Below are 22,070 nucleotides of genomic sequence, written 5' to 3'. Positions count from 1 at the left end.
TGAGAATGGTGGCGGGGGCGTCTGTCACGCCCCCGGTGACTCTCTATGATGCGCGCTTTGCCGGGATCGCGAACAGTGCAATTTCGCGCCGTCAGCGATACCGGAAGCCGGGACCTTCCGGCTCAGAAGTCGTCGGTCACCGCCCCCTCGCTGGCGGAGCCAACCAGGCGCGCATATTTTGCCAGCACACCACGGGTATAACGCGGCGGCGGTTGCTGCCAGTTGGCTCGTCGCCGAGCCAGCTCCTCATCGGACAGATCCACCGTGAGGCTGTTAGCCTCCGCATCAATGGTGATGCGGTCGCCGTCTTCCAGTAGTGCCAACGGGCCGCCGTCGAACGCTTCCGGGGTGACATGGCCCACCACGAAACCATGGCTGCCGCCGGAAAAACGCCCGTCGGTGATCAGGGCCACATCGTTGCCCAGACCCCGCCCCATGATCGCCGACGTGGGGGTGAGCATTTCGCGCATGCCCGGGCCGCCGCGGGGGCCCTCATAGCGGATCACCACCACATCGCCGGCAACCACGGTGCCGTCATTGATGCGCGCCTGGGCCTCCTCTTCCGAACCGAACACCCGCGCCGAGCCGGAAAAGTGGGTGCCTTCCTTGCCGGTGATCTTGGCCACCGCGCCCTCCGGGGCCAGGTTGCCGTAGAGAATGCGCAGGTGACTTTCCGCTTTCAGCGGTGCGGACAGCGGCGCAATGATGTCCTGCTCCGATGGATACGGCGCCACCCCGGCCAGGTTCTCCGCCAGGGTGCGACCGGTGACGGTCAGGCAATCACCGTGCAGCAGGCCGGCCTCCAGCAAGATTTTCATTAGCGGCTGAATGCCACCGATGGCCACCAGCTCGCTCATCATGTACTGGCCGCTGGGACGCAGGTCCGCCAGCACCGGTACCCGCTTGCCGATTTCCGTGAAGTCGTCCAGTGACAACGCCACCCCCACCGTGCGCGCCATACCGAGCAGGTGCAGCACCGCATTGGTGGAACCGCCCAGGGCGATCACGATGGTGATGGCATTTTCAAAGGCCTCGCGCGTCATGATGTCGGAGGGCTTGATGTCCTTCTCCAGCAGGTGCAATACCGCTGCACCGGCTCGCACGCAGTCTTCCTGCTTTTCCTCGGACACCGCATTCTGCGCCGAGCTGCCCGGCAGACTCATGCCCAGCGCCTCAATGGCCGAGGCCATGGTATTGGCGGTGTACATGCCACCGCAGGAGCCGGGACCGGGGATGGCGGTTTCTTCAATCTGCTTGAGCTCAATCAGGTCCATGTCACCACGGGAATGGGCGCCCATGGCCTCGAACACGGAGACGATATCGGTGTGACCCTTGCCGGGCAGGATGGTGCCGCCGTAGACAAACACACTGGGACGGTCGAGCCGGGCCAGGCCGATCAGACAGCCGGGCATGTTCTTGTCGCAACCGCCAATGGCTACCAAGCCATCAAAGCCTTCGCAGCCGGCCACCGTCTCGATGGAATCGGCAATCACCTCGCGGGACACCAGCGAATACTTCATCCCCTCGGTGCCATTGGCGATACCATCGGAAATGGTGATGGTATTGAATATCACCCCTTTACCGCCGGCACCGTCAGCGCCTTCACAGGCCCGCTCTGCCAGTTCGCCGATATGGCTGTTACAGGGGGTCACCTGGCTCCAGGTGGAAGCAATACCCACTTGGGGCTTGCGAAAATCCTCATCGGTAAAGCCCACCGCCCTCAGCATGGCTCGGCCGGCCGACTTGCCCGGGCCATCTACCACCTTCGATGAATGACGACGGCGCGGGTCGTCCTGGATATCACTCATAATCTCTCCTTGTCCGGTGCCGGGAAGTGTCCGACTCATTCGTGGCGGGCTCGTCACAGCATTGCATACGGTACCCTGCCATGGCCCCGGCATCGAGTCGCATATGACGTGCCGCCCCCTTTACGCCTATAATGCGCGCTTTACCGGGATCGCGAACAGGACCGTCCTCACTATGGCCGACAAAGGCACGCTGTATATCATTTCCGCCCCGTCCGGCGCCGGCAAGACCAGCCTGGTGGCGGCGTTGGTCGACAAGCTGGAGCAGGTGCGCATCTCCGTCTCCCATACCACCCGCGCCATGCGTGCCGGTGAGGAAGACGGGGTGAACTATCACTTCACCGACCGCAACAGCTTTGTCCAGAAAGTGGAACAGGGGCGATTCCTGGAGCATGCCGAAGTCTTTGGCAACCTCTACGGCACCAGTGCCGACTGGGTAGCCCAGACCCTGCGCAGCGGCGAAGATGTAATTCTGGAAATCGATTGGCAGGGTGCCACGCAGATCCGCAAGCAGCTGCCAGACTCGGTGAGCATCTTTATTCTGCCACCCTCTCTGGAAACTCTGGCCGAACGCCTGCGTGGCCGTGACACCGACGACGAGACGGTGATCCAGCAACGTCTGGACGGCGCCCAGGACGAGATGAGCCATTACGGCGAATTCGACTATCTGGTGGTAAACGACGACTTCCAGCGCGCGCTCTACGAACTGGAAGCCATCCTGGAAGCCCGTCGACTGATCACCGCCCGTCAGTCCGCGCGGCTGGCCGACACCCTGAGCAACCTGCTCGCCCAGCGATAACCCGGCGAAACAGGGCCATTGCCCGCCTTTCCGCCCCGCGGCAGGCCCTTGTGCTGGACTGGTCACCGATTCACCAGTAAAATCGCCCATTGCGAATTTCAGGCGCTGCCGACTTCGGCACCGCCACCCTGTAGGAGAACAGCATGGCCCGTGTAACCGTTGAAGACTGCCTGGAAAAACTGGACAACCGCTTTGAGCTGGTACTGGTTGCCGGCAAGCGCTCCCGTCAATTGCAGACTGGCGGCAAAGAGCCCCGCGTGGCCTGGGAAAACGACAAGCCCACCGTGGTCGCCCTGCGCGAAATCGCCGAAGGTCACGTGACCGCGGAATCCGTGGACAACCCGATTGCTGACCGCAGCGCCGACGTAGACGAGCTGGCTCTGCTGACCCAGTCTTTCGGCGAGTAACACTGTTTCCGGCAAGTGCCCGCCCGGGCGCTTGCCTGCATTTCCCCTCTCTTCTGCTTTTCCTTTCCGGCACCTGCCACAAAACTGATTGCCCGTGACTATCGCGCTTGTCATAGACAAACCTCGCCCTCAAATCTAAGCTAAGGTTAATCCCTAATCATTACTCCGCCCCGGGCGTGACGAGGACTTTTGCCCACCATCCATAACCTGGAAAAACGGTTACGCAGTTATCTGGACGATGATCAGATCGCCCAGGTCGTACGCGCCTACCATTTTGCCGAGCAAGCGCACGAGGGGCAGTACCGCCGCACCGGGGATCCGTATATCACCCACCCGCTGGCCGTGGCCAACATCCTCACCGACATGCACATGGACCACTCTTCACTGATGGCCGCCATGCTGCACGACGTGATCGAGGATACCGGCATCTCCAAGGAACAGCTGGCCGGGGAATTCAGCGAGGAAGTCGCCGAGCTGGTGGATGGCGTCTCCAAGATCGCCCAGATCAAGTTCGAGTCCAAGGCGGAGCAACAGGCGGAAAACCTGCGCAAGATGATGCTGGCCATGACCCGGGACATCCGCGTCATCCTGATCAAGCTGGCCGACCGCCTGCACAACATGCGCACGCTGCATGTGATGCGCGCGGAAAAACGCCGCCGCATCGCCACCGAAACCCTGGAACTGTACGCCCCCATCGCCTTCCGCTTGGGCATGTACAACATGCGGGTGGAATACGAGGATCTTGCCTTCCACGCCATCTATCCCATGCGTGCCCGCCTGATCGGCCAGGCGGTAAAAAAGGCCCGTGGCAACCGCAAGGAAATCCTCACCACCATCAAGGCCAGCCTGGAACACTGCCTGGAAGAAGAAGGCATCGAAGCCCGGGTGCTGGGCCGCGAGAAGCATCTGTACAGCATTTACACCAAGATGAAGGAACAACACAAACCGTTCGCCGACATCATGGATGTATTCGGCTTCCGCATCATCGTCGACCGGGTGGATACCTGTTACCGGGTGCTGGGTGCGGTGCACAACTACTTCACCCCGATCCCCGGCCGCTTCAAGGACTACATCGCCATTCCCAAGGCCAACGGCTACCAGTCCCTGCATACCACCCTCAAGGCGCGCTCCGGCATTCCCCTGGAAATGCAGATCCGCACCGAGGAAATGGAGGCCATGGCCAACAACGGCATCGCCGCCCACTGGCTGTACAAGGCCGAGGACGAGCCCGGCTCACCCACCCACAGCCGCACCCAAAGCTGGATGCAGCGGCTGCTTGAGCTACAACAGAAAGCCGGCAACTCCATGGAGTTCATCGAGAACGTAAAGGTGGACCTGTTCCCGGACGAGGCCTACGTGTTCACCCCCAAGGGCGACATCAAGGAGCTGCCCGGCGGCGCCACCGCGGTGGACTTTGCCTATGCGGTGCATACCAAGGTGGGCAATCAGTGCGTGGCAGCCCGTATCGACGGCAAACTGGCGGCACTTTCCACGCCCCTGGAATCCGGCCAGACGGTAAAAATCATCACCGCCCCTAATGCCACCCCCAACCCGGCCTGGCTCAACTTCGTGGTCACCGGCAAGGCCCGCACCAACATTCGCCACTTCCTCAAGCACCAGCGTCGTGAAGACGCGGTGGAGCTGGGCGAACGGCTACTGGAAAAGGCCCTGCATTCCTATGACATCGGCATGGACGAGCTGCCCATCGAGCGGGTGGTGAGCGAGCTGGCCGGCAACGGCTACGTGGAACTGGACGACCTGCTGGAAGATATCGGCATGGGCAACCGCCTGGCACCGCTGGTGGCCCGCAAACTGGCCGGCGCCCGCGATGACGACGAACGCCAGCACGAAGACGACCGCCGCCCGCTGGCCATCCGCGGCAGCGAAGGCCTGATGGTCAGCTATGCCAAGTGCTGCCTGCCGCTGCCCGGCGATACCATCATCGGCCACCTGAGCGCCGGCCGCGGCATCGTGGTCCACCGGGACACCTGCAAGAACCTGCTGGCGGAAATGCGCAACGCCCCGGAAAAATGCATCGCCCTGAGCTGGGATAAACAGGTCGAGCAGGAGTTCACCGCCGCCCTGCGCATCGAGCTGATCAACAAGCGCGGCGTGCTGGCTACCCTGGCCAACAGCGTTTCCGAACTGGGCTCCAACATCGACACCATCGACATGGCGGAGAAGGACCCGACGCTCACCTCCCTCAACGTGACCATGACGGTAAAAGACCGCATCCACCTGGCCCGCATCATCAAGAAGCTACGCACGCTGGACAGCATCGTCCGCATTCACCGGCTTTAATAGCACGCCACCCGTCGCCTCGTAGGAGCGCCGCTCGCGGCGCGATAAACCCAACCCGGATCAACAGCATTGTCACCACAGAGGGCACTGAGACAGAGAGAAACCCCTTCTTTTTCTCAGTGAGCTCTGTGTCCTCTGTGGTAAATCGATCTTTCCAGAGGGTCGTTATCGCGCCGCCAGCGACGCTCCTACAAACAGGGAGGAACCTCCCATGTTGCGTGCGGGCCTGCTGCGTGCAAGCATAGCGCCTTTCCTGATTTCCGCCTGCCAGCGCTGCGGCGCTGACAGCTCAACCAAGTGAAGAACCGACCATGTCCAACCATTCCGTTATCAGCACCGACAAGGCGCCTCAAGCCATTGGCACCTATTCCCAGGCCATCAAGGCAGGCGCCACCGTTTACCTGTCCGGCCAGATTCCGTTGGTTCCTGACACCATGGAGTTGGTGGACGGGGATATGGAAGCGCAGATCGAACAGGTATTCAGCAACCTGACCGCCGTCTGCGAAGCCGCCGGCGGCACCCTGCAGGACATCGTCAAACTGAATATTTTCCTCACCGATCTGAGCCACTTTGCCCTGGTCAACGAGGTAATGGCCCGCCACTTCAAACAACCCTATCCCGCTCGGGCCGCCATCGGCGTGGCCGCCCTGCCCAAGGGCGCAGGGGTGGAAATGGACGGCATCATGGATATTGCATAACCGCCGCAACAGGCCGCATTCACCATGCAACACGCCCGCTACTCGCGGGCGTTTTTGTTACCAATCTCTACGCCTCAAGGGGAAGACAACAGCGCCCCAAAAGCGCACCATCTGGATATAACGTCATCCGACCCGGAGGGACTGCGATATGGACACCGCAACCCACGACTTACCCACCCTGTTTGCCCAGCTTGGCCTGGATAACAGCGATGCGGCCATCGAAGACTTCATCCATCAGTACGCCGGCACCCTGAAAGACAGCATGCATCTACATCAGGCGCCGTTCTGGAACGATTCTCAGGCACGCTTTCTGGCTGATGCCATACGCGATGACGCGGACTGGGCCGAAGCCGTGGACAGCCTGAGTGCCCTGCTGCGCCACTAGTCTCAAGCCAGTTGCAGCACCCGGGCGATACGATCGAAGAAAAAGCAGTACACCAGCAGCGGGAGCGGCAGGCCAAGCAGCGAGCCAAGCAGATAATCGCGGCGCCTTACCCCACTCAATGCCAGGGTGTAGTTCAGGGCGGGCATGGTCTGGAACAGCAGCCGCAGCAACACCACGCTGCGTAACGGGTGTCGGTCCAGGCGGGCGAGAATCTTTCTGGCCAGGGGCTTGTCGATATCGCGCAGGGCACTGCCGCCCACGCCTTGCACCACCTGAAAGGTCACCAGGCAGGATACGCAGGCCGCCACATACGTCACCAGCCCGCCGGCCACCGTACCCAAGGCCAGTATCGCCGCCGCCAGAAACGGCCAGCCCGGCAACTGAATCAGGTTACCGATGGCAAACGCCAACACAAAAAGCAGGACCCCCGCCGCCAGGTTGGCTTCCAGTAACGCCCGCAAGGCAGGCAGGGAGAACTGCTCACGCAGCCCGGTGAGTTCTACCAATAACAGCACTGTCACCAGCACCACGGCCAGCAGGATCAGTCGTCGATAACGTGTCATGGCAAGCGGCAAGGCCACATCCGGATTCCTGTCTCAAAGTCAGGGTCCAGTGTAACCGATTGGGGGAAAGCGGGAACGTGAAGGGGTCGGAGGAGTTGCAAGTTTCACGTTGAACTTTTGCAACTCACCCCAGCGCCAATTCGGAATCCAGGACGGCCTGATAGCCCTCCGGCAGCACATCTGCCCAGGCATCCAGACCGGCGCGCAGACCTTCCAGGCTGTCCGCCACCAGATTGGCGTGGCCCAGCTTGCGCCCCGGGCGCACGCCCTTGCCGTACCAGTGCACCACACCCGGGTGCTGCAACCAGGCGCTTTCAAAGGGGGTGCCGATCAGGTTCACCATGGCAGTGGGGCCATGCACGTTCAGCGCGTGCAAGGGCACCCCGGCCAGGGCGTGGACGTGCAGGTCGAACTGGGACCAGTCCGCGCCTTCGTGGGTCCAGTGGCCGGAATTGTGCACCCGCGGGGCAATTTCGTTGACCATCAGCTGGCCATCGGTTTCGAAGAATTCCACCGCCATCACACCGGCATAGTCCAACTCTTCCATGATGCCCTTGAGCATCTGCTCCGCGGGCTTCTGCAGCTCTGCGCAGGCGTTGGCCGGCGCCAGACTCAGGCGCAGGATGCCGTCCACATGCCAATTGCGGGTGAGCGGGTAGAACAGGGTTTCGCCGCTGGTGCTTCGGGCACCGACAATGGACAACTCGCGGCGAAAAGGGATTTTCTGTTCGATGATGGCCTTGCCAGCCAGCTCGCTGGCAGGCACCGCACTCAGATCACCGCCTTCGCCAATGATCCAGGTTCCTCGCCCGTCATAACCGCCGGTACGAGCCTTGACCACCACGCCGCCAAACTTTTCCACGGCCGCAGCCAGATCTTCCGGCCGATCCAGGGTCACCCAGGGAGCAGTGGGAATGCCCAGCTTGTCGAGCATGGTTTTCTGGGTGAAGCGATCGGGAATCACCTCAAGCGCGCCGCGCGCCACACAACGGTCGCTTTTTGCCAGATCCGCGGACAGGCCGGCTTCCGGAAAGGCTTCGCGCTCCACGGTGATCACCGGATAGCGTTCCTGGCATTCTTCCCAGCTGATCGGCACGGCCAGATCCGAGGTACCGGGCAGCAGCAGGGCCCGCTCCGGGTCGTAACGATCCACCACCAGGCCCAGACGCGCCGCTGCTTCCGCCATCATCAGGCCGAGCTGGCCACCACCGAGAACGAGTACACGATTCATCAGCCTTCACCCAGCTCGGCGTTGGCCAGCACATCGTCGGCACGGGACGCTTTCCAGTCGGCGATCTTCTGCAACTGCTCCGGGTTGCCGGCGGCCAGCATCTGCGCCGCCAGCAGGCCCGCATTCCAGGCGCCGGCGGCGCCGATGGCCAGGGTGCCCACGGCCACGCCCTTGGGCATCTGCACGATGGACAGCAGGCTGTCCCAGCCGGACAGGGTGCGGCTTTTCACCGGCACGCCCAGCACCGGCAGCGGAGTCAGGGACGCAATCATGCCGGGCAGGTGAGCGGCGCCACCGGCGCCGGCAATGATTACCTGATAGCCATTGTCGTGGGCGCTTTTGGCGAAGTCATACATGCGCTGGGGGGTCCGGTGGGCAGACACCACTTCCGCCTTCCAGCCCACACCGAACTGGGTCAGGGCGTCACAGGCTTCTTTCATGGTTTCCCAATCGGACTGGGAGCCCATTACCACGGCAACCGGTGTGCTCATTCGCTTCACTCCATCGCGCCCACCACGGGCTTTTGCGGACCCAGGGCCCGCCACAGAAAAAATTGAGGCGCACACTTTACTAGCGCGTGCGCGGGAGGCAAGTCCGCTTTAGAGGCAGTGAATAGTTAACAGTGAATAGTTAATAGTTAAAAGTTAAAAATAAACTATAAATTCAACTGGTTACCGATCATTTGAGCACTTTCCCCCGGTTTTGATGGATCGCGCCGTTTATCGGCTGATCAGGGCGGCGTAGGTTGGGTTGAGCTCTGCGAAACCCAACATCACAACCAGATATCGGTCAAACGCCCGGCATTGTTGGGTTTCGCTGCACTCAACCCAACCTACGCGGTTTTCCATTTTCAACGTTTAACCTGCCACTCTTTTTCCGCCAGCACTTGGCTGTACCCATCCTGATAACCCGGATAGCGCAGGGTGTAATGCCCCTGGCGAATGTACTGGCTGCGGATCCGCTTGCCAGCAGGCGCGTCACCGGGCACCGCCAGAGTCAGCCCCTGTTGCTGAGCCAGCCATTGCAGCACGTCCAGATTGCGTCCGCCCACGTTGTCGGTACCGATCACCAACGGCGGCATGTCCTGTCCCGCCAACCAGCCATCGGCGACCTGCTTCAGCAAGCCCACACAATCGTCACGATGAATGCGATTGGTCCACTGGGCGCGAGGCAGTGCCTCCTCCCCCCGGGCGAGGCGCGCCGCCTTGTCGATCTGACGATAACGACCCGGCCCGTAGATGCCGGAGAAGCGCACCACTGTGCAATGGGAGCGGATGCTGAGCTCCTCTTCCGCGGCCAGCAGCACCTTGCCGTTGTAGCGAGACGGCTTTGGCGGCGTCAGCTCGTCCACGTCGCCTTCAACGTCACCAAAGACCGCCGTGCTGGAGACGAACACCACCGGCGGCAGCGGCTGCTGGGCCGCCAGGGCATCCAGCAGGGTCTGCGGCGCCCGCACGTAGGCCTTCAGATACCCTTCCTCGCTGTATTCAGACGGCGTCATGATGATAATGACCAGATCCACCGGGTCCGGTGGCAGCATGGCGGCGCCTGCAAGCAAATCCTGGCTGTATAGCTCCACACCGGCGGGACAGCGGCTGCCCCGTCGAATGGCGCTGACCCGGTGACCCTCGGCCAGAAATTGCTCCGCCAGGCCGGTGCCCAGGTCACCCAGACCGGCAATCAGAATGTGGGACATAAATGCACAACCAGTTAATAGTTAATAATGAATAGTTAACAGCGAAAGACACCCTTAATCCCAGGTTCACACGCATCTCCCATGACCGCACTCCCCTAGCCTTTCTCGCACGCTATTAACTATTCACTGTTAACTATTCACTGCCTTTTTTTCTAGGCACAATGAGCAGTAATTGGATAAGCGAATCAGTGCCATGACATTAACAGAACTACGCTATCTCGTCGCCCTGGCCCGGGAGCGCCATTTCGGCCACGCCGCCCAGGCCTGCAACGTGAGCCAGCCCACCCTCAGTGCAGCCATCAAGAAGCTGGAAGACCAGCTCGGCATGCCGCTGTTCGAACGCCGCCCTCGGGAAGTGGTGGTGACACCCCAGGCGGGGCCCATTGTCGCCCAGGCCCAACGGGTTCTGGAACAGGCAGACCTGCTGACGCAGATGGCCATGAGCCAGCAGGATCAACTGGGGTCGCCACTACGGGTAGGCGCCATTTTTACTGTGGCCCCCTATCTGTTCCCCACCATGGTGCCAAAGGTTCGCGCCGCGGCCCCGGAAATGCCCCTGTTCATCGAAGAAAACTACACCCACGTGCTGCGTCGCAAGCTGGAACAAGGCGACCTGGATGCCATTATCGTCGCGCTGCCCTTCTCCGGCGGCGGGCTGGTACGGGCACGCATGTATGAGGAATCTTTCTCGGTGCTGTTGCCCGGCGATCACCCCTGGACCAGCCAGACGGAAATCGCGCCGGATCAACTGCTCGACGAAACCTTGCTGCTGCTGGGCGAAGGCCACTGCTTCCGCGATCAGGTGCTGGAGCTGTGCCCGGCCATCGACTCCCAGCGACAACGCAATCTGGTACAAATTGAAGGTGGCTCCCTGGAAACCCTCCGCCATATGGTGGCCAGTGGCCTGGGCATCACCGTGCTGCCCAACTCGGCGCTCCACCAGCATGGCTATGACAAGGCCACTTTCGCGGTGCGCCCTTTCAAGGCCCCGGTTCCGGCGCGCACCATCGCCCTGATCTGGCGGGACAGCTTCCCGCGGCCGAAAGCCATCGAGGTGCTACGCCAGGCGGTGCCAAAGGAAGGACTGGCCGGCTGATAAGGAACGAGAAGCGAGGTTCGAGTTGCGAAAACCCGAACCGCTTTTTGCTTTTCGCAACTCGAACCTCGTTACTCGCACAGGAATCAACGGCTGACTGATGTCCGGTGACAATCTCGCATCCCTACCCATCACCCGCCTGAAAGGCGTCGGGCCCGCTGCTGCCGAACGGCTGGCCAAGCTGGGCCTGCACAACCTGGAGGATGTGCTGTTCCATCTGCCGTTCCGCTACGAAGACCGCACCCGGATTACCCCCATCGGCAGCCTGCGCCCGGAAACCGGGGTGGTCATCGAAGGCGAAGTGATGGCGGCGGATGTGGTATTCGGGCGCCGGCGCTCGTTGCTGTGCAAGGTGGCCGATGGCACCGGCATGGTGACCCTGCGCTTTTATCATTTCAGCGCCGCGCAGAAGAACAACATGGAACGGGGCAAGCCCATTCGCGTGTATGGCGAACCGCGCCCCGGGGCCGCCGGGCTGGAGTTTTATCACCCCGAATATCAAATCGGCACCAGCCTGCCTCCGCTGGAAAAAGCACTGACTCCTGTTTATCCCACCACCGAAGGTGTCAGCCAGAAACTGCTGCGCAACCTGGCCGGTCAGGCCCTGCAGTACCTGCAGGGTCACCCGCCGGCGGAACTGATCCCCGGGGAGCTGCTGGATCAACGCGGCCTGCCGTCACTCACCGACGCGCTGAGCAAGCTGCACAACCCGCGCCCGGATGATCCGGTCAACCTGCTGCTGGACGGCAAGCACCCGGCAGTAAAGCGACTGGTCATGGAAGAGATGGTGGCCCACCAGCTGGGCATGCTGCAGAAACGGGCGGGTCAGAAAGCCTTCCACGCCCCGCGCCTGCACGCGGATGATTTATTCCAACAACTACAGGCCAGCCTGCCCTTCACCCTCACCGGGGCCCAGCAGCGGGTGATTGGAGAGTTGCTTGGCGATATGGGCCAGCCCCACCCCATGCTACGACTGGTACAGGGGGATGTGGGCTCGGGTAAGACCCTGGTCGCCGCGGCTGCAGCGCTGGCCGCTATTGAATCCGGCTACCAGGTGGCGCTGATGGCGCCCACGGAACTGCTCGCCGAGCAGCATCGGGACAACTTCCACCACTGGCTGGCGCCGCTGGGCATTGAGGTGCACTGGCTGGCTGGCAGCCTGGGGGCCAAGGCCCGCCGGGACACCCAGGCGGCGCTGGCTGATGGCCGCGCCCCTATCGTGGTGGGTACCCATGCCCTGTTCCAGGAGGCGGTGCAGTTCCATCGCCTGGGCCTGACCATCATCGATGAACAGCACCGCTTCGGCGTGCAACAGCGCCTGGCCCTGCGCGAAAAAGGCCGCTTCGATACCCGCCATGGCATCCAGGTGCCCCACCAACTGGTGCTCACCGCCACGCCGATCCCCCGTACCCTGGCCATGAGCGTCTACGGTGATCTGGATACCTCGGTGATCGATGAAATGCCCCCCGGGCGTAAACCCATCGACACCCTGGTGCTGCCGGAAGGGCGCCGCCCCCAGGTGATCGAGCGCATCAACGACGCCTGCCAGCAGGGTACGCAAGCCTACTGGGTATGCCCGCTGATTGAGGAGTCCGAGGAAATTCAGGCCAGGGCGGCGGAAGCGTCATTCACAGAGCTGCAGGCCGCCCTGCCCGATCTCACCGTGGAGCTGGTACACGGCCGCATGAAGGCAAAGGAAAAGGCCGAACGCATGGCCCGTTTTGCCAGTGGCGAGGCCCAACTACTGGTGGCCACCACCGTCATCGAGGTGGGCGTGGATGTGCCCAACGCCACCCTGATGGTGATGGAAAATGCGGAACGGCTGGGCCTTGCCCAGCTCCATCAGCTGCGTGGTCGAGTGGGCCGGGGCGGCGAGCAAAGTTATTGCCTGCTGCTCTACCAGACGCCCCTGTCGCTCACCGCCAAACGACGCCTGGCAGTGATGCGCGACACCACCGACGGCTTTGTGATTGCCGAGGAAGATCTGAAATTGCGCGGTCCCGGCGAGTGGCTGGGCACCCGCCAGACCGGCGATATGGCCTTTCGCATTGCTGATCTGATGCGCGATGAAGCGCTGATGGAGCCCGCCCGGGACGTGGCAGACAGTCTGTTGCAACGTTGCCCGGCAAGCGTGGAGCCGCTACTGCGTCGCTGGCTCAAGGGCGGGCAGGATTACGCAGATATCTGAGCGTGCTTAATTGCTGCCACTATCCGCCTGTACCGGTAGTAACGGAATATCCAGGGAACCCTCCCAGTTTTCCGGCGTCGCCAGCCCCCGCACCCATTTTACCGAGAGAATCTGCCAGTCGGGATCCTGTTCGCGAAGCAAGGCAACTACGCCGGGAAGGTGCGCCGCGCCATAGGTGATGTAGATCTTGTTTGCCGGATCTGCCAGCAGCCGCTCCACCAGCTTGCGATTGCGGAAATCCAGCACCACCTTGTCCAGATCCCGGTCACGGATATTATCTTCATCAAGCGCAATGGAAATAAAACCCCGGCACAGCACACCGATCAGTTCCCGCTGGGAATCGTTGGCCTGACCATGCCAGTCCAGAAGACGGTCCACCAGATTCGGTGGGCGAGGCGTGGGGAGCTTGCCGCGGCGGCGCATGCGTTCATCGAATTCCGGATCGTTCATGATCAGACGCTGGTATTCCTGCTTCATATCCAGGGTCGTCACGTCGGCCACCACATGACGGCCAGGATTGCGCCGGGCGGACTCCTCCATCAGCGAGAAATAGTCCATCTGAAACGTCACACCACAAGCATCCGCCAATGCCTTGAAATGCTCCGCCAGGTCACCGCCACCAGCCTGATTGGCGTTGTACCAATCGTCCCCCTCCCCCGGCGAAGACTGAATGCCTTCGTAGTAGAGTCGATAGCCGGACTGCATGGCGGATTCCAGGTCATAGACCACGGATTTAAAGAAACTTTCCATGCCCACATGAACCATACCCTGGAAAACTACCGTCTTTTCTCCATTGGTGAGCACCACATTGGGTAACAGAGGCGGGTCCGCCTCTACCTTGTAGATCAGGTAGTAAATGGGGAAGGCAACGGCGATAGTGAGAAGGCTGAAGGTAACAATCAGGGTCGCCAGGGTATGGCCACGACGCTCCGTCCCCATTAACAGCAATGCCAGACCGCGCACCAGCAAACCCACTACAAGGGCGGCGGCCAGCACAGCCCAGAACAACCACAGGGTCCAGATAAACAGCACCGGCAGGCTGACAACAAACAAGACTACCAGCAGAAACTCGCCGATTGCCGTCAGACTGATCCTGCGCCGCTCTGCCGGTGACACCCCTGTCATTGGCTATCCTCTTCCTTGGTCGGCCCGGCGGTAGATAGTGGCCAGGCGTGGCCTGTCGGCCGGGAACGTCCAGTATCCCCATAACCGAAGACCGGTACCACCTCCCTCACAGGCCAAAAATCCTCGGCCCGGATGGCCCGCCACGGCGGCCTCGGGCGGCAAGCGGCTGACAACCCTGTCAGCCATTATTTATAACGCTTTTTTTATCTGCCGACGCTAGTGAATCGCGCAGCCGCGGCGTAATATCGCGCCGCCTTCCAGATGCAGCCAGACTGATACGGGAGGATTTCCACTACCAGACAGCAACTGTCTGACTTAAAAAGGAAAACGGCAATGGCAAAAGGCCCCAAACCGCTGCGCAACTGGGCGGCAATGGATCCACTGATGCGCAAGGGCGGCGCTCATCAAACCGCCAGGGAACAGACCCGGCCCCGTATGGACTGGCGCCAGGCGCTGGACGAATTCGAGGACCTGCAGGTGCGCCTGCCGGATGCACAGGAAGGAGAAATCAACGAAGGGCCGGATGGCCCTTCTTTTTTATCTGCGGGTGCGGCAACAAAATGGTGCGATCAGTCCGCGCAGATCCATGCCCTGGCACTGTCCACATCATCACCGGCAAAAACCTTTACGTCGATGGAAGGCAACAGCTTGTCGGCCAGCAGCGCCAGACGCCGCATCCAGTCCCGATCGGTGACCACGGCCTCACGCTCGAACTGTTGCCAGTGACGCAAACCGAACTTCAGGTCCTGGAACAGAGCATCCATGGCGACACCACCAAAGGTCTCCATTTCCGCATAGAAGCGCACCTTGTCGTGTTTCGCCAGCGCCGCTTCCAGAGCCTCTGCCACCGCATCGAATTCCGGGCGAGTGATCTTGCCGGAAATTCTTGCCCCAACCACCCGGTCATCCTCGAACGGAATCAACGTCAGCATGCCAGCTCCTCCTTGTGTGCTGCACGGCCCTCAGTTTTACTCAGGATTATCCGTGCCTTCAGCCACGGGCGCATTCAACGCCTGCCAGCTCTGTTTGGCGGCTTCCCAACCTTGGGAAAATTTCGCCTTGGCAGCTTCCCAGTTATCCGCACCGGCCTGCTGCAATGCCTGGTAACGGGTTTCCAGCTCCGCGCGTTGCTCTTTCAGGGCTGCCATGGCGGACTGTTTGTCCAGGCGGGCCTGCTGGGAAAGCTCTTTCCAGCCGCTGTCAATTTCGCTCTGCAGCAGCGTGATCTGCCGATCCAGATCATCCAGCGCATGGCGGGCAGTGCGCATGGCATCGTTTTTCTGTTCCACCGTGAATTCCTGAATATCCTCCAGGGTGTCTTCCATCTGCACGGCGACTTTATCCGGGTCCGGGGTCTTCACATTGGGCACCCCTTGGGTGTCCGCCCAGGAGGTGGCCGTGGTTACCAACATGAATGCGGCGGCGGCGAGTAAACGGTGTGTCATCGGAGCACTCCTTAGTATTGCCTGTTAATGCCTGTCATCCGATAGGACAAGCAGAACACAGGAAATGCTCCTGAGGAGATGAAAAATGGGGTAAAACGGGGCCCGAACTGACCATTGCCAGGAAGCTCTGACCCCGCGCCCCGTCAGGCGTTGAGGATGTAAACCAGCATCTCCACCACCTGCTCGGGAGTGCGCGCCACGGCATCGGCGGCGGCATCCACTTCCTTGAGGGGATGGTCGTGTTCTTCATCGTGAAGAATGATCATGGGCGTGCCCAGAGCAGCGGTGTAACCCGCATCAAAGGCCGCATTCCACTGCTTGTATTTGGGGCCGAAACGGACAATAACCAGATCTGCCTCATCGATCAGCTTGCGAGTTCGGATGCCGTTGATTCCGGCACCCAGGCGGTCTTCCCAGAAGCGCTTTTCTTCCGCGCCGAGAATATTCACTCCCACCTTGTCGCTGGCTTCGTGATCGGTCACCGGACCGCTAAATTCGATATCCAGTTCTTTCTCGGCACACCCCTGAATGATCCGCTCGCGCCAATCGGTGTGGATTTCCCCGGAAAGGTAAACCGTCCAGAAGCTCATTGCATTTCTCCCATCAATAACAGTGTCAGTAAGCCCGGCCAGCATAGCAGGCTACTGAAAAACCCGTTGCGTGCTCAGTCTTTCAGGCTGGCTCGTAATCTATACCCGCAGGGCACAGAGGGCGCAATTTTGATGGCATGCTGGTTGCCTGTCGATCCTTCTACCTTCAAAGAACGGCAACGACGAGTACGGGCCAGCCTGGAAGACCCGAAGGGCGCGGCCTGAAGCGTACATCTGCTGCGCCTTGTCTCTAGGAAAGGGAGCCACCCTGCCCGTCAAGACAAGACACAACAGCTGCACACTTCAGGCCACGCTGAGCATGCAACGGGTTTTTCAGTAGCCTGCCAGGTCCATGGTTGCAAAAGGCAAGGCGCCTGCCGTTAAATGCCCGCATCCCGAATTTTCCGAAAGGCTATCTCATGCGCATGACATTTGTGTTCCTGCTCGCAGCCGCACTGCTGGCAGGTTGTGATAACAACAATCAGGATACCGACCCGGCTGGCGCGCAGCAGGGCACCGCCGACCCACAGTCTGGTGACGGGCAGGGGCATACCGGTGAGCTGGTGCGCGTTCTCCATACCCTGGAAAAAACGGATGAACAATGCCAGGGCGACGGCTGCCCGAAAGTGGATCTGGCCTGGCCAACCTTTGAAAACCAGCCGACCCTCAACGACGCGATCACCACCCAACTTGCCGGCATGCTCGTTCAGAACCAGGGTAGCACTCCCCATGACGGCACCATCGAAAGCCTGGTAGATGCCTTCCTCGCCGATGCGTCAGACATGGCCATGGCGTCCCAACAAGGCTGGGAGCTGAATGCCACCATCAAGCGCCAGACCCGCCGGGGCGACCTGCTCACCCTGCGCATGGACAGCTACGAATACACCGGTGGCGCCCATGGCCAGCCCGGCGTGCAGTACTTTCACTGGGACCTGGCCCGCAAGCAAAAACTGGCCCTTGCTGACCTGCTGGAACCCGGTAAACAACAGGCGTTCTGGGAGCTGGCCCGAAACCAGCACCAGCAATGGCTGGACAAGGAAAAGCTGGACCAGACCTTTCGCGACAGCTGGCCCTTCGATCGCACCGACAATGTCTACTTCGGCAAGGGCGGCCTGGTGCTGCACTACAATGTCTACCACATTGCCCCTTACGCCATGGGGCAGCCGGAGTTGACGATTCCCTATGAAAAACTCGATGGCATTGTGCGCGATGAATACCTGAACCCCTGATGAAAACGCAGGGTGGATTACGCCTGCGGCTAATCCACCCTACAAAGTCAGGCCCAACAGGAACACCAACTCGGTAAACACCACGCTGGCCCCCAATGCATCCCCGGTATAACCACCAAGCTGCCGCTTCAGGCTGGCGCCCCACAGCAACGCAACCACCCCCACCGCCAGCAAGGCTGGCAGCCACACCGAAAACAACAGCGCCACAACCACGGTGAAGAGTGTGGCCAGTAGCAGCCTTTGTCCGCTGAAGGCTTCCGCCACCGGTTTGCTTTTACTGGTATCCGGGTCGGTCACGTAGGGCAGAAAACGCATCAGCAGCAAGGGCGTCAGCCGCCCGATGGCGGGCGTCACCAGCAGGGCCAGCCAGACCGGCTCGGCATCCATCAGCAATACCGCTTTCAGGCCCAGCGCCACTACCAGCGCCACCGCACCATAAGTGCCGATACGACTGTCCTTCATGATCTCCAGCCGCCACGCCACCGTGTAGCCACCGCCCAGGGCATCCATGCTGTCCGCCAGGCCATCCTCGTGGAAGGCACCGGTAATCCAGAGATGGAAGGCCAACACCAGACCGATACAGACCGGCAGGCTCCAGAACGCGGCCAGGCCCGTAAAAAGGGCCGCATAAAGACCGCCCAGCAACAGCCCCACCAACGGAAAATACAGGCTTGAGCGGTTCATCAACGTCTGTGAATAGTCGATCTTCACCGGCATGGGAATCCGGGTCAGAAAGCCCAGGGCCAGCCAGAAGGCCTGCCACTCCTGTTTCACGGCAACTCCTTATTGAACATCGAAATGCATCAGTGGGTTGAGGTAGAACATCTTCTTCCAGCCCTGCGGAGCACCATCTGCCAGCCACACCAGCGGCAGCATGCTGACCAGCGAATAATGCAGATGGGGCGGCTTACCTGTCGCATTGCCAGTACTGCCCACGGAGCCCACCGGTTCCCCGGCCCATAACCAGGGCCCGGTCTCGGCTATGTCTGCCAGATGCGCATAATAGTGAAGCCGCCAGCGGGGGCCGAGCAGCAGAACGACCTTGCCGCCCCGAGCCAGTTCGCCGCGAAATAGCACCAGACCGCCACTACTGGCCAACACCGGCGTGCCGCTGGGGGCAAAAATATCCACGCCCTTGTGCACTCCGGACTGGCCCCAGGGGTGATACCAGAACGTCTGCGGATGCCAGTCTTTGCTATCGGCGCCCTGCACGGGAACTTGCCGTCCCTCCGGCAGCAGCAACCCGAGAACCAGCAGTAGTGCCAGCCCGATCAGGCTGTAACCGGTTATCCGGCGGAAGCGCGACATAATTCCAGCCACCTCTCAATGCCCGGGCTGCGGTATTTCTGACGATGCAGCACAAAGTAGAAATCACGACTGAAATCCCGCTGGGGCACCGGCAATTCCACCAGCGACCCGCGCTTGAAGGCCTCACGCAGACACACCCGCGACAGGCAACTGATGCCCAGCCCGGCTTCCACCGCCCGCTTGATCGCCTCGGTATGCTCCAGCTCCAGGGCCAGATCCAACTCCGGCACCAGGCCATGCAGGCCACGTTCAAAGGTCTGCCGGGTGCCGGAGCCAGATTCGCGGACAATCCAGTGGGCCGCCCGCAAGTCTTCGTCGGTAAGTGCTTCCTTACCGGCAAGGGCATGATTCGGGCTACAGAACACCACCAGCTCGTCCTCCCGCCAGGGCAATAACTCCAGATCTGGGTGGTTCAGCTCACCTTCAATCAGCCCCAGATCCAGCTCGAACGCCAGCACACGCTCCACGATGGTTCGGGTGTTGGCCACCTCCAGATGCACCCGGGCGCCGGGCTGTTCGGCCATGTAATCGGCCATGATGCCCACCGCCAGATAATTGCCGATGGTCAGGGTGGCGCCCACATTGAGACGCCCCAGATCCCGGTGCGAGAGCAGGTCCGCCTCCAGATCCCGGGCCTGGGCCAGTAACGCCTCAGCTCGCGGCCAGAACTGGCGCCCCAGCTCATTGAGCTTGAGGCGCTTGCCGGCCCGCTCGAAGAACTTCAGATCGTACAGGGATTCCAGCTCCTTGAGCGCCCCGGACGCGGCGGACTGGCTCATGCTCAGACTCTCCGCCGCCTTGCTGATGTTCTCGTGGTGCGCCGTGGCCAGGAACACCTGTAGCTGTCGCAGAGTAAATTTCACGGGGGCTCCCTACAGTCGAATCAGACTCCTATATCGTTAATGCCGATATAATACATCGGAATTACCCATTTTACCGATAAACCCATTTCGATTAAATTTCCATCATCTGGAGTTTTGGAATAAGCGCTGAATTAATTATGTCTAATTTGAATACTGAAACCGTCACCAGCGTGCGCCACTGGAACGACACCCTGTTCAGCTTCACCACCAGCCGGGACCCGGGTTTCCGTTTCAAGAATGGCCACTTCACCATGATCGGCCTGGAACAGGACAACGGCCGCCCGCTGTTGCGTGCCTACTCCATCGCCAGCGCCAACTATGAGGAAGAACTGGAGTTCTTCAGCATCAAGGTGCCGGACGGCCCGCTCACCTCCCAGCTGCAGAACATCCAGCCGGGTGACAAGATCTATGTGAGCCGCAAGCCCACCGGCACCCTGGTAGCCGACCACCTGCTGCCGGGCAAGAACCTGTGGCTGTTGTCCACCGGCACCGGTCTGGCGCCGTTCATGAGCATCATCAAGGACCCGGAGGTCTACGACCAGTACGACCGGGTGATTCTCACCCACGGGGTGCGCCATGTGTCCGAGCTGGCCTATCAGGACACCATTCAGAGCGAGCTGCCCAACAACGAATTCTTCGGTGAATTCGTCAAAGGCAAGCTGCTCTATTACCCGACGGTGACCCGCGAACCGTTCCGCAACCAGGGCCGGCTCACCGACCTGATGACCAGCGGCAAGATCTTCGCGGATCTCGGCCTGCCCACGCCGAGCCTGGAGAACGATCGCTTCATGCTGTGCGGCAGTCCCGCCATGCTCAAGGATACCCAGGCGATTCTCGATGGCTGGGGCTTCAAGGAAACCCGCGGCGGCGAGCTGGGTGAGTATGTGATCGAGCGAGCGTTTGTGGAGAAGTAACAAGACACGCTTCATTCAGTACGCTACGGGCCGCCTTTGCGGCCCGTTTTTTTGACCCCGTCCCCAACCATATCGAGCTGGCCTGCTAGCATGGGCTGGCTTTTTCGGGGAAGGGATACCCATCTGTGCAACCACAAACCATCGCCATTATCGGCGCCGGCACCGCCGGCCTGGCCACGGCCGCCCTGCTCGCCGGGCAAGGCCACCGCATTACCCTGATAGAACGGGCTGAGGCACTAACGCCAGTCGGTGCCGGGCTGCTATTGCAGCCCAGCGGGCTGGCAGTGCTTCAGGAAATGGGCCTCTATCACGCGATGCTCGGTTACGGCGCCCGCATCGATGCGCTGGTCGGCCACACCCGCGACGATCGGCGCATCATGAACACCGCCTACCGCAGCCTGGACACTCACAGCCACGGCCTGGGCGTGCATCGCGCCAGCCTCTGTCATCTATTGGACCAGCACCTGCAGACACTGCCACACCAACGACGGATGGGCTGCACGGTCAGTGCCGTGGACACCATGGCGGATCGCGCCACCGTGATCGCCGAGCAGGCAGGCGAGCCCTGCCGGCTGTCCTTTGATGCGGTATTGATTGCCAACGGCAGCCACAGCCATCTTCGCCCGGCCGCCTGGACCCGCTATGACCGGCTTTACCCCTGGGGAGCCATGTGGGCCATGCAGCCCATGGTGGCGTCGTTTGCGGCACCGCTGCTGCAACAGCGCTACCACCAGGCTGGCCAGATGGCCGGTATCCTGCCCACCGGCTGCCGCCCGGATCAGCCAGACCAGGCGCTGGCCAGTTTTTTCTGGAGTCTGCCGGTGGCGCAGATGAACGAATGGCAGCAGCCGGATTTTGATTTTTCCGCCTGGCGTCAGGAGGCACTCATGCTCTGGCCTCAGCTGGAAACGCTGTTGGCGCCCCTGACACACCAGAAACAACTGCTACCCGCCACCTATCGGGATGTGATCATGCATCACTGGGGGGAAAACCGGCTGGGTATTATTGGCGATGCCGCCCATGCCATGAGCCCGCAATTGGGCCAGGGCGCCAACATGGCCCTGCTGGATGCCCGGGCTCTCGGCCAGGCCGTTGCAGCGTCGGACACCTGGCCCCAGGCCTGGGCGCACTACCATCGTCAACGCGAACCACAGATCCGCTTCTACCAGCGCATGAGCCGCTGGCTGACACCGGCGTTTCAATCCCACAGCCGCACGGTATCCACCGGGCGAGACCTGTTCTTTCCTGTCATGGAGAGAGTGCCATGGCTGCGGATGCAGATGGCAAAGACGGTGGCGGGTCTGAAACACTCCCTCCTCGACTGATCATTCTTCCGTAACCGGTCATCCTCCATTTTCCACCTTTAAGTGCCAAAAATGTAAAAGAGCACGACAATTACTACATAAAACCAATGAAAAAGTACTAGA

22 protein-coding genes are annotated in these 22,070 nt (G+C 61.1%); 10 read left to right on the top strand and 12 right to left on the bottom strand.

The window, feature by feature from the left end:
• Positions 1-122 precede the first annotated feature (122 nt).
• Positions 123-1,808 carry a dihydroxy-acid dehydratase gene (gene ilvD / locus Q0Y02_RS11080; RefSeq protein WP_297768055.1) on the bottom strand — a complete coding sequence of 562 codons (1,686 nt, stop codon included), beginning with the start codon at positions 1,806-1,808 and terminating at the stop codon, positions 123-125.
• Positions 1,809-1,980: 172 nt separating this feature from the next.
• Here ilvD and gmk point away from each other — a divergent pair, with 172 nt between their 5' ends.
• From gmk to Q0Y02_RS11055, 5 genes are all read left to right on the top strand, one after another.
• On the top strand, positions 1,981-2,604 hold the full coding sequence (gmk, locus tag Q0Y02_RS11075; RefSeq protein WP_297768052.1) for a guanylate kinase: 624 nt from the start codon (positions 1,981-1,983) through the stop codon (positions 2,602-2,604).
• 143 nt (positions 2,605-2,747) lie between these two features.
• Positions 2,748-3,011 carry a DNA-directed RNA polymerase subunit omega gene (gene rpoZ, locus Q0Y02_RS11070; RefSeq protein ID WP_035249864.1) on the top strand — a complete coding sequence of 88 codons (264 nt, stop codon included), beginning with the start codon at positions 2,748-2,750 and terminating at the stop codon, positions 3,009-3,011.
• 189 nt (positions 3,012-3,200) lie between these two features.
• A complete protein-coding gene (gene spoT, locus Q0Y02_RS11065; protein WP_297768048.1) occupies positions 3,201-5,312 on the top strand; it encodes a bifunctional GTP diphosphokinase/guanosine-3',5'-bis pyrophosphate 3'-pyrophosphohydrolase in 2,112 nt (703 codons plus the stop codon).
• Between the two features lie 311 nt (positions 5,313-5,623).
• Positions 5,624-6,010, top strand: a complete 387-nt coding sequence (locus Q0Y02_RS11060) for a RidA family protein (protein ID WP_297768044.1) — start codon at positions 5,624-5,626, stop codon at positions 6,008-6,010.
• Positions 6,011-6,158: 148 nt separating this feature from the next.
• Positions 6,159-6,395 (top strand): DUF2789 domain-containing protein, encoded by a 237-nt coding sequence (locus Q0Y02_RS11055; protein WP_297768041.1) that lies wholly within the window; start codon positions 6,159-6,161, stop codon positions 6,393-6,395.
• Positions 6,396-6,397: 2 nt separating this feature from the next.
• Here Q0Y02_RS11055 and Q0Y02_RS11050 read toward each other — a convergent pair whose 3' ends face one another.
• The 4 genes from Q0Y02_RS11050 to Q0Y02_RS11035 all read right to left on the bottom strand — a co-directional run bounded on the left by Q0Y02_RS11050 (position 6,398) and on the right by Q0Y02_RS11035 (position 9,885).
• The gene (locus tag Q0Y02_RS11050; RefSeq protein WP_297768037.1) at positions 6,398-6,976 is read right to left on the bottom strand and encodes a VTT domain-containing protein; all 579 of its coding nucleotides are present in this window, start codon (positions 6,974-6,976) and stop codon (positions 6,398-6,400) included.
• A 106-nt stretch (positions 6,977-7,082) separates the two neighbouring features.
• Complete coding sequence (locus Q0Y02_RS11045; protein ID WP_297768034.1) at positions 7,083-8,189, bottom strand: 5-(carboxyamino)imidazole ribonucleotide synthase; 1,107 nt, start codon at positions 8,187-8,189, stop codon at positions 7,083-7,085.
• Positions 8,189-8,680, bottom strand: a complete 492-nt coding sequence (gene purE, locus Q0Y02_RS11040) for a 5-(carboxyamino)imidazole ribonucleotide mutase (protein WP_035249853.1) — start codon at positions 8,678-8,680, stop codon at positions 8,189-8,191. The genes Q0Y02_RS11045 and purE overlap by 1 nt, the downstream gene beginning before the upstream one ends.
• Positions 8,681-9,039: 359 nt before the next feature.
• The gene (locus Q0Y02_RS11035) at positions 9,040-9,885 is read right to left on the bottom strand and encodes an NAD-dependent epimerase/dehydratase family protein (RefSeq protein WP_297768030.1); all 846 of its coding nucleotides are present in this window, start codon (positions 9,883-9,885) and stop codon (positions 9,040-9,042) included.
• Between the two features lie 193 nt (positions 9,886-10,078).
• Here Q0Y02_RS11035 and Q0Y02_RS11030 point away from each other — a divergent pair, with 193 nt between their 5' ends.
• Together Q0Y02_RS11030 and recG are read left to right on the top strand one after the other, a co-directional pair.
• Positions 10,079-10,981 carry a hydrogen peroxide-inducible genes activator gene (locus Q0Y02_RS11030; protein ID WP_297768101.1) on the top strand — a complete coding sequence of 301 codons (903 nt, stop codon included), beginning with the start codon at positions 10,079-10,081 and terminating at the stop codon, positions 10,979-10,981.
• Between the two features lie 100 nt (positions 10,982-11,081).
• Positions 11,082-13,169 (top strand): ATP-dependent DNA helicase RecG, encoded by a 2,088-nt coding sequence (gene recG, locus Q0Y02_RS11025; RefSeq protein WP_297768027.1) that lies wholly within the window; start codon positions 11,082-11,084, stop codon positions 13,167-13,169.
• 6 nt (positions 13,170-13,175) lie between these two features.
• Here the strand turns inward: recG and Q0Y02_RS11020 are convergent, their stop codons facing one another.
• The 4 genes from Q0Y02_RS11020 to Q0Y02_RS11005 all read right to left on the bottom strand — a co-directional run bounded on the left by Q0Y02_RS11020 (position 13,176) and on the right by Q0Y02_RS11005 (position 16,329).
• Positions 13,176-14,294 carry a hypothetical protein gene (locus tag Q0Y02_RS11020; RefSeq protein WP_297768025.1) on the bottom strand — a complete coding sequence of 373 codons (1,119 nt, stop codon included), beginning with the start codon at positions 14,292-14,294 and terminating at the stop codon, positions 13,176-13,178.
• Between the two features lie 569 nt (positions 14,295-14,863).
• A complete protein-coding gene (locus Q0Y02_RS11015; RefSeq protein ID WP_297768022.1) occupies positions 14,864-15,226 on the bottom strand; it encodes an STAS/SEC14 domain-containing protein in 363 nt (120 codons plus the stop codon).
• Positions 15,227-15,262: 36 nt separating this feature from the next.
• Positions 15,263-15,739 (bottom strand): hypothetical protein, encoded by a 477-nt coding sequence (locus Q0Y02_RS11010; RefSeq protein WP_297768019.1) that lies wholly within the window; start codon positions 15,737-15,739, stop codon positions 15,263-15,265.
• A 143-nt stretch (positions 15,740-15,882) separates the two neighbouring features.
• Positions 15,883-16,329: a YtoQ family protein gene (locus Q0Y02_RS11005; protein WP_035249837.1), complete on the bottom strand. Its 447-nt coding sequence runs from the start codon at positions 16,327-16,329 to the stop codon at positions 15,883-15,885.
• Between the two features lie 419 nt (positions 16,330-16,748).
• On the opposite strand from Q0Y02_RS11005, the gene Q0Y02_RS11000 reads away from it, so the two are divergent.
• Positions 16,749-17,558 carry a DUF3298 and DUF4163 domain-containing protein gene (locus Q0Y02_RS11000; protein ID WP_297768014.1) on the top strand — a complete coding sequence of 270 codons (810 nt, stop codon included), beginning with the start codon at positions 16,749-16,751 and terminating at the stop codon, positions 17,556-17,558.
• A 39-nt stretch (positions 17,559-17,597) separates the two neighbouring features.
• Here the strand turns inward: Q0Y02_RS11000 and cobS are convergent, their stop codons facing one another.
• The 3 genes from cobS to Q0Y02_RS10985 are packed head-to-tail and all read right to left on the bottom strand — an operon-like array spanning position 17,598 to position 19,729.
• The gene (gene cobS / locus Q0Y02_RS10995) at positions 17,598-18,332 is read right to left on the bottom strand and encodes an adenosylcobinamide-GDP ribazoletransferase (protein ID WP_297768011.1); all 735 of its coding nucleotides are present in this window, start codon (positions 18,330-18,332) and stop codon (positions 17,598-17,600) included.
• 9 nt (positions 18,333-18,341) lie between these two features.
• A complete protein-coding gene (locus Q0Y02_RS10990) occupies positions 18,342-18,866 on the bottom strand; it encodes a M23 family metallopeptidase (protein WP_297768008.1) in 525 nt (174 codons plus the stop codon).
• Complete coding sequence (locus Q0Y02_RS10985; protein WP_297768006.1) at positions 18,845-19,729, bottom strand: LysR family transcriptional regulator; 885 nt, start codon at positions 19,727-19,729, stop codon at positions 18,845-18,847. Before Q0Y02_RS10985 ends, Q0Y02_RS10990 begins: the two co-directional genes overlap by 22 nt.
• A gap of 137 nt (positions 19,730-19,866) precedes the next feature.
• Between Q0Y02_RS10985 and Q0Y02_RS10980 the strand changes: the two genes are divergently transcribed.
• Both Q0Y02_RS10980 and Q0Y02_RS10975 read left to right on the top strand, forming a co-directional pair.
• Positions 19,867-20,643: a ferredoxin--NADP reductase gene (locus tag Q0Y02_RS10980; RefSeq protein WP_272962814.1), complete on the top strand. Its 777-nt coding sequence runs from the start codon at positions 19,867-19,869 to the stop codon at positions 20,641-20,643.
• A 125-nt stretch (positions 20,644-20,768) separates the two neighbouring features.
• Positions 20,769-21,968: an NAD(P)/FAD-dependent oxidoreductase gene (locus Q0Y02_RS10975; RefSeq protein WP_297768002.1), complete on the top strand. Its 1,200-nt coding sequence runs from the start codon at positions 20,769-20,771 to the stop codon at positions 21,966-21,968.
• Positions 21,969-22,070 lie beyond the last annotated feature (102 nt).

This window comes from uncultured Alcanivorax sp. (genome assembly GCF_947258575.1).
Lineage (GTDB): Bacteria > Pseudomonadota > Gammaproteobacteria > Pseudomonadales > Alcanivoracaceae > Alcanivorax.
This window is presented reverse-complemented; position numbering and strand designations above follow the sequence as displayed.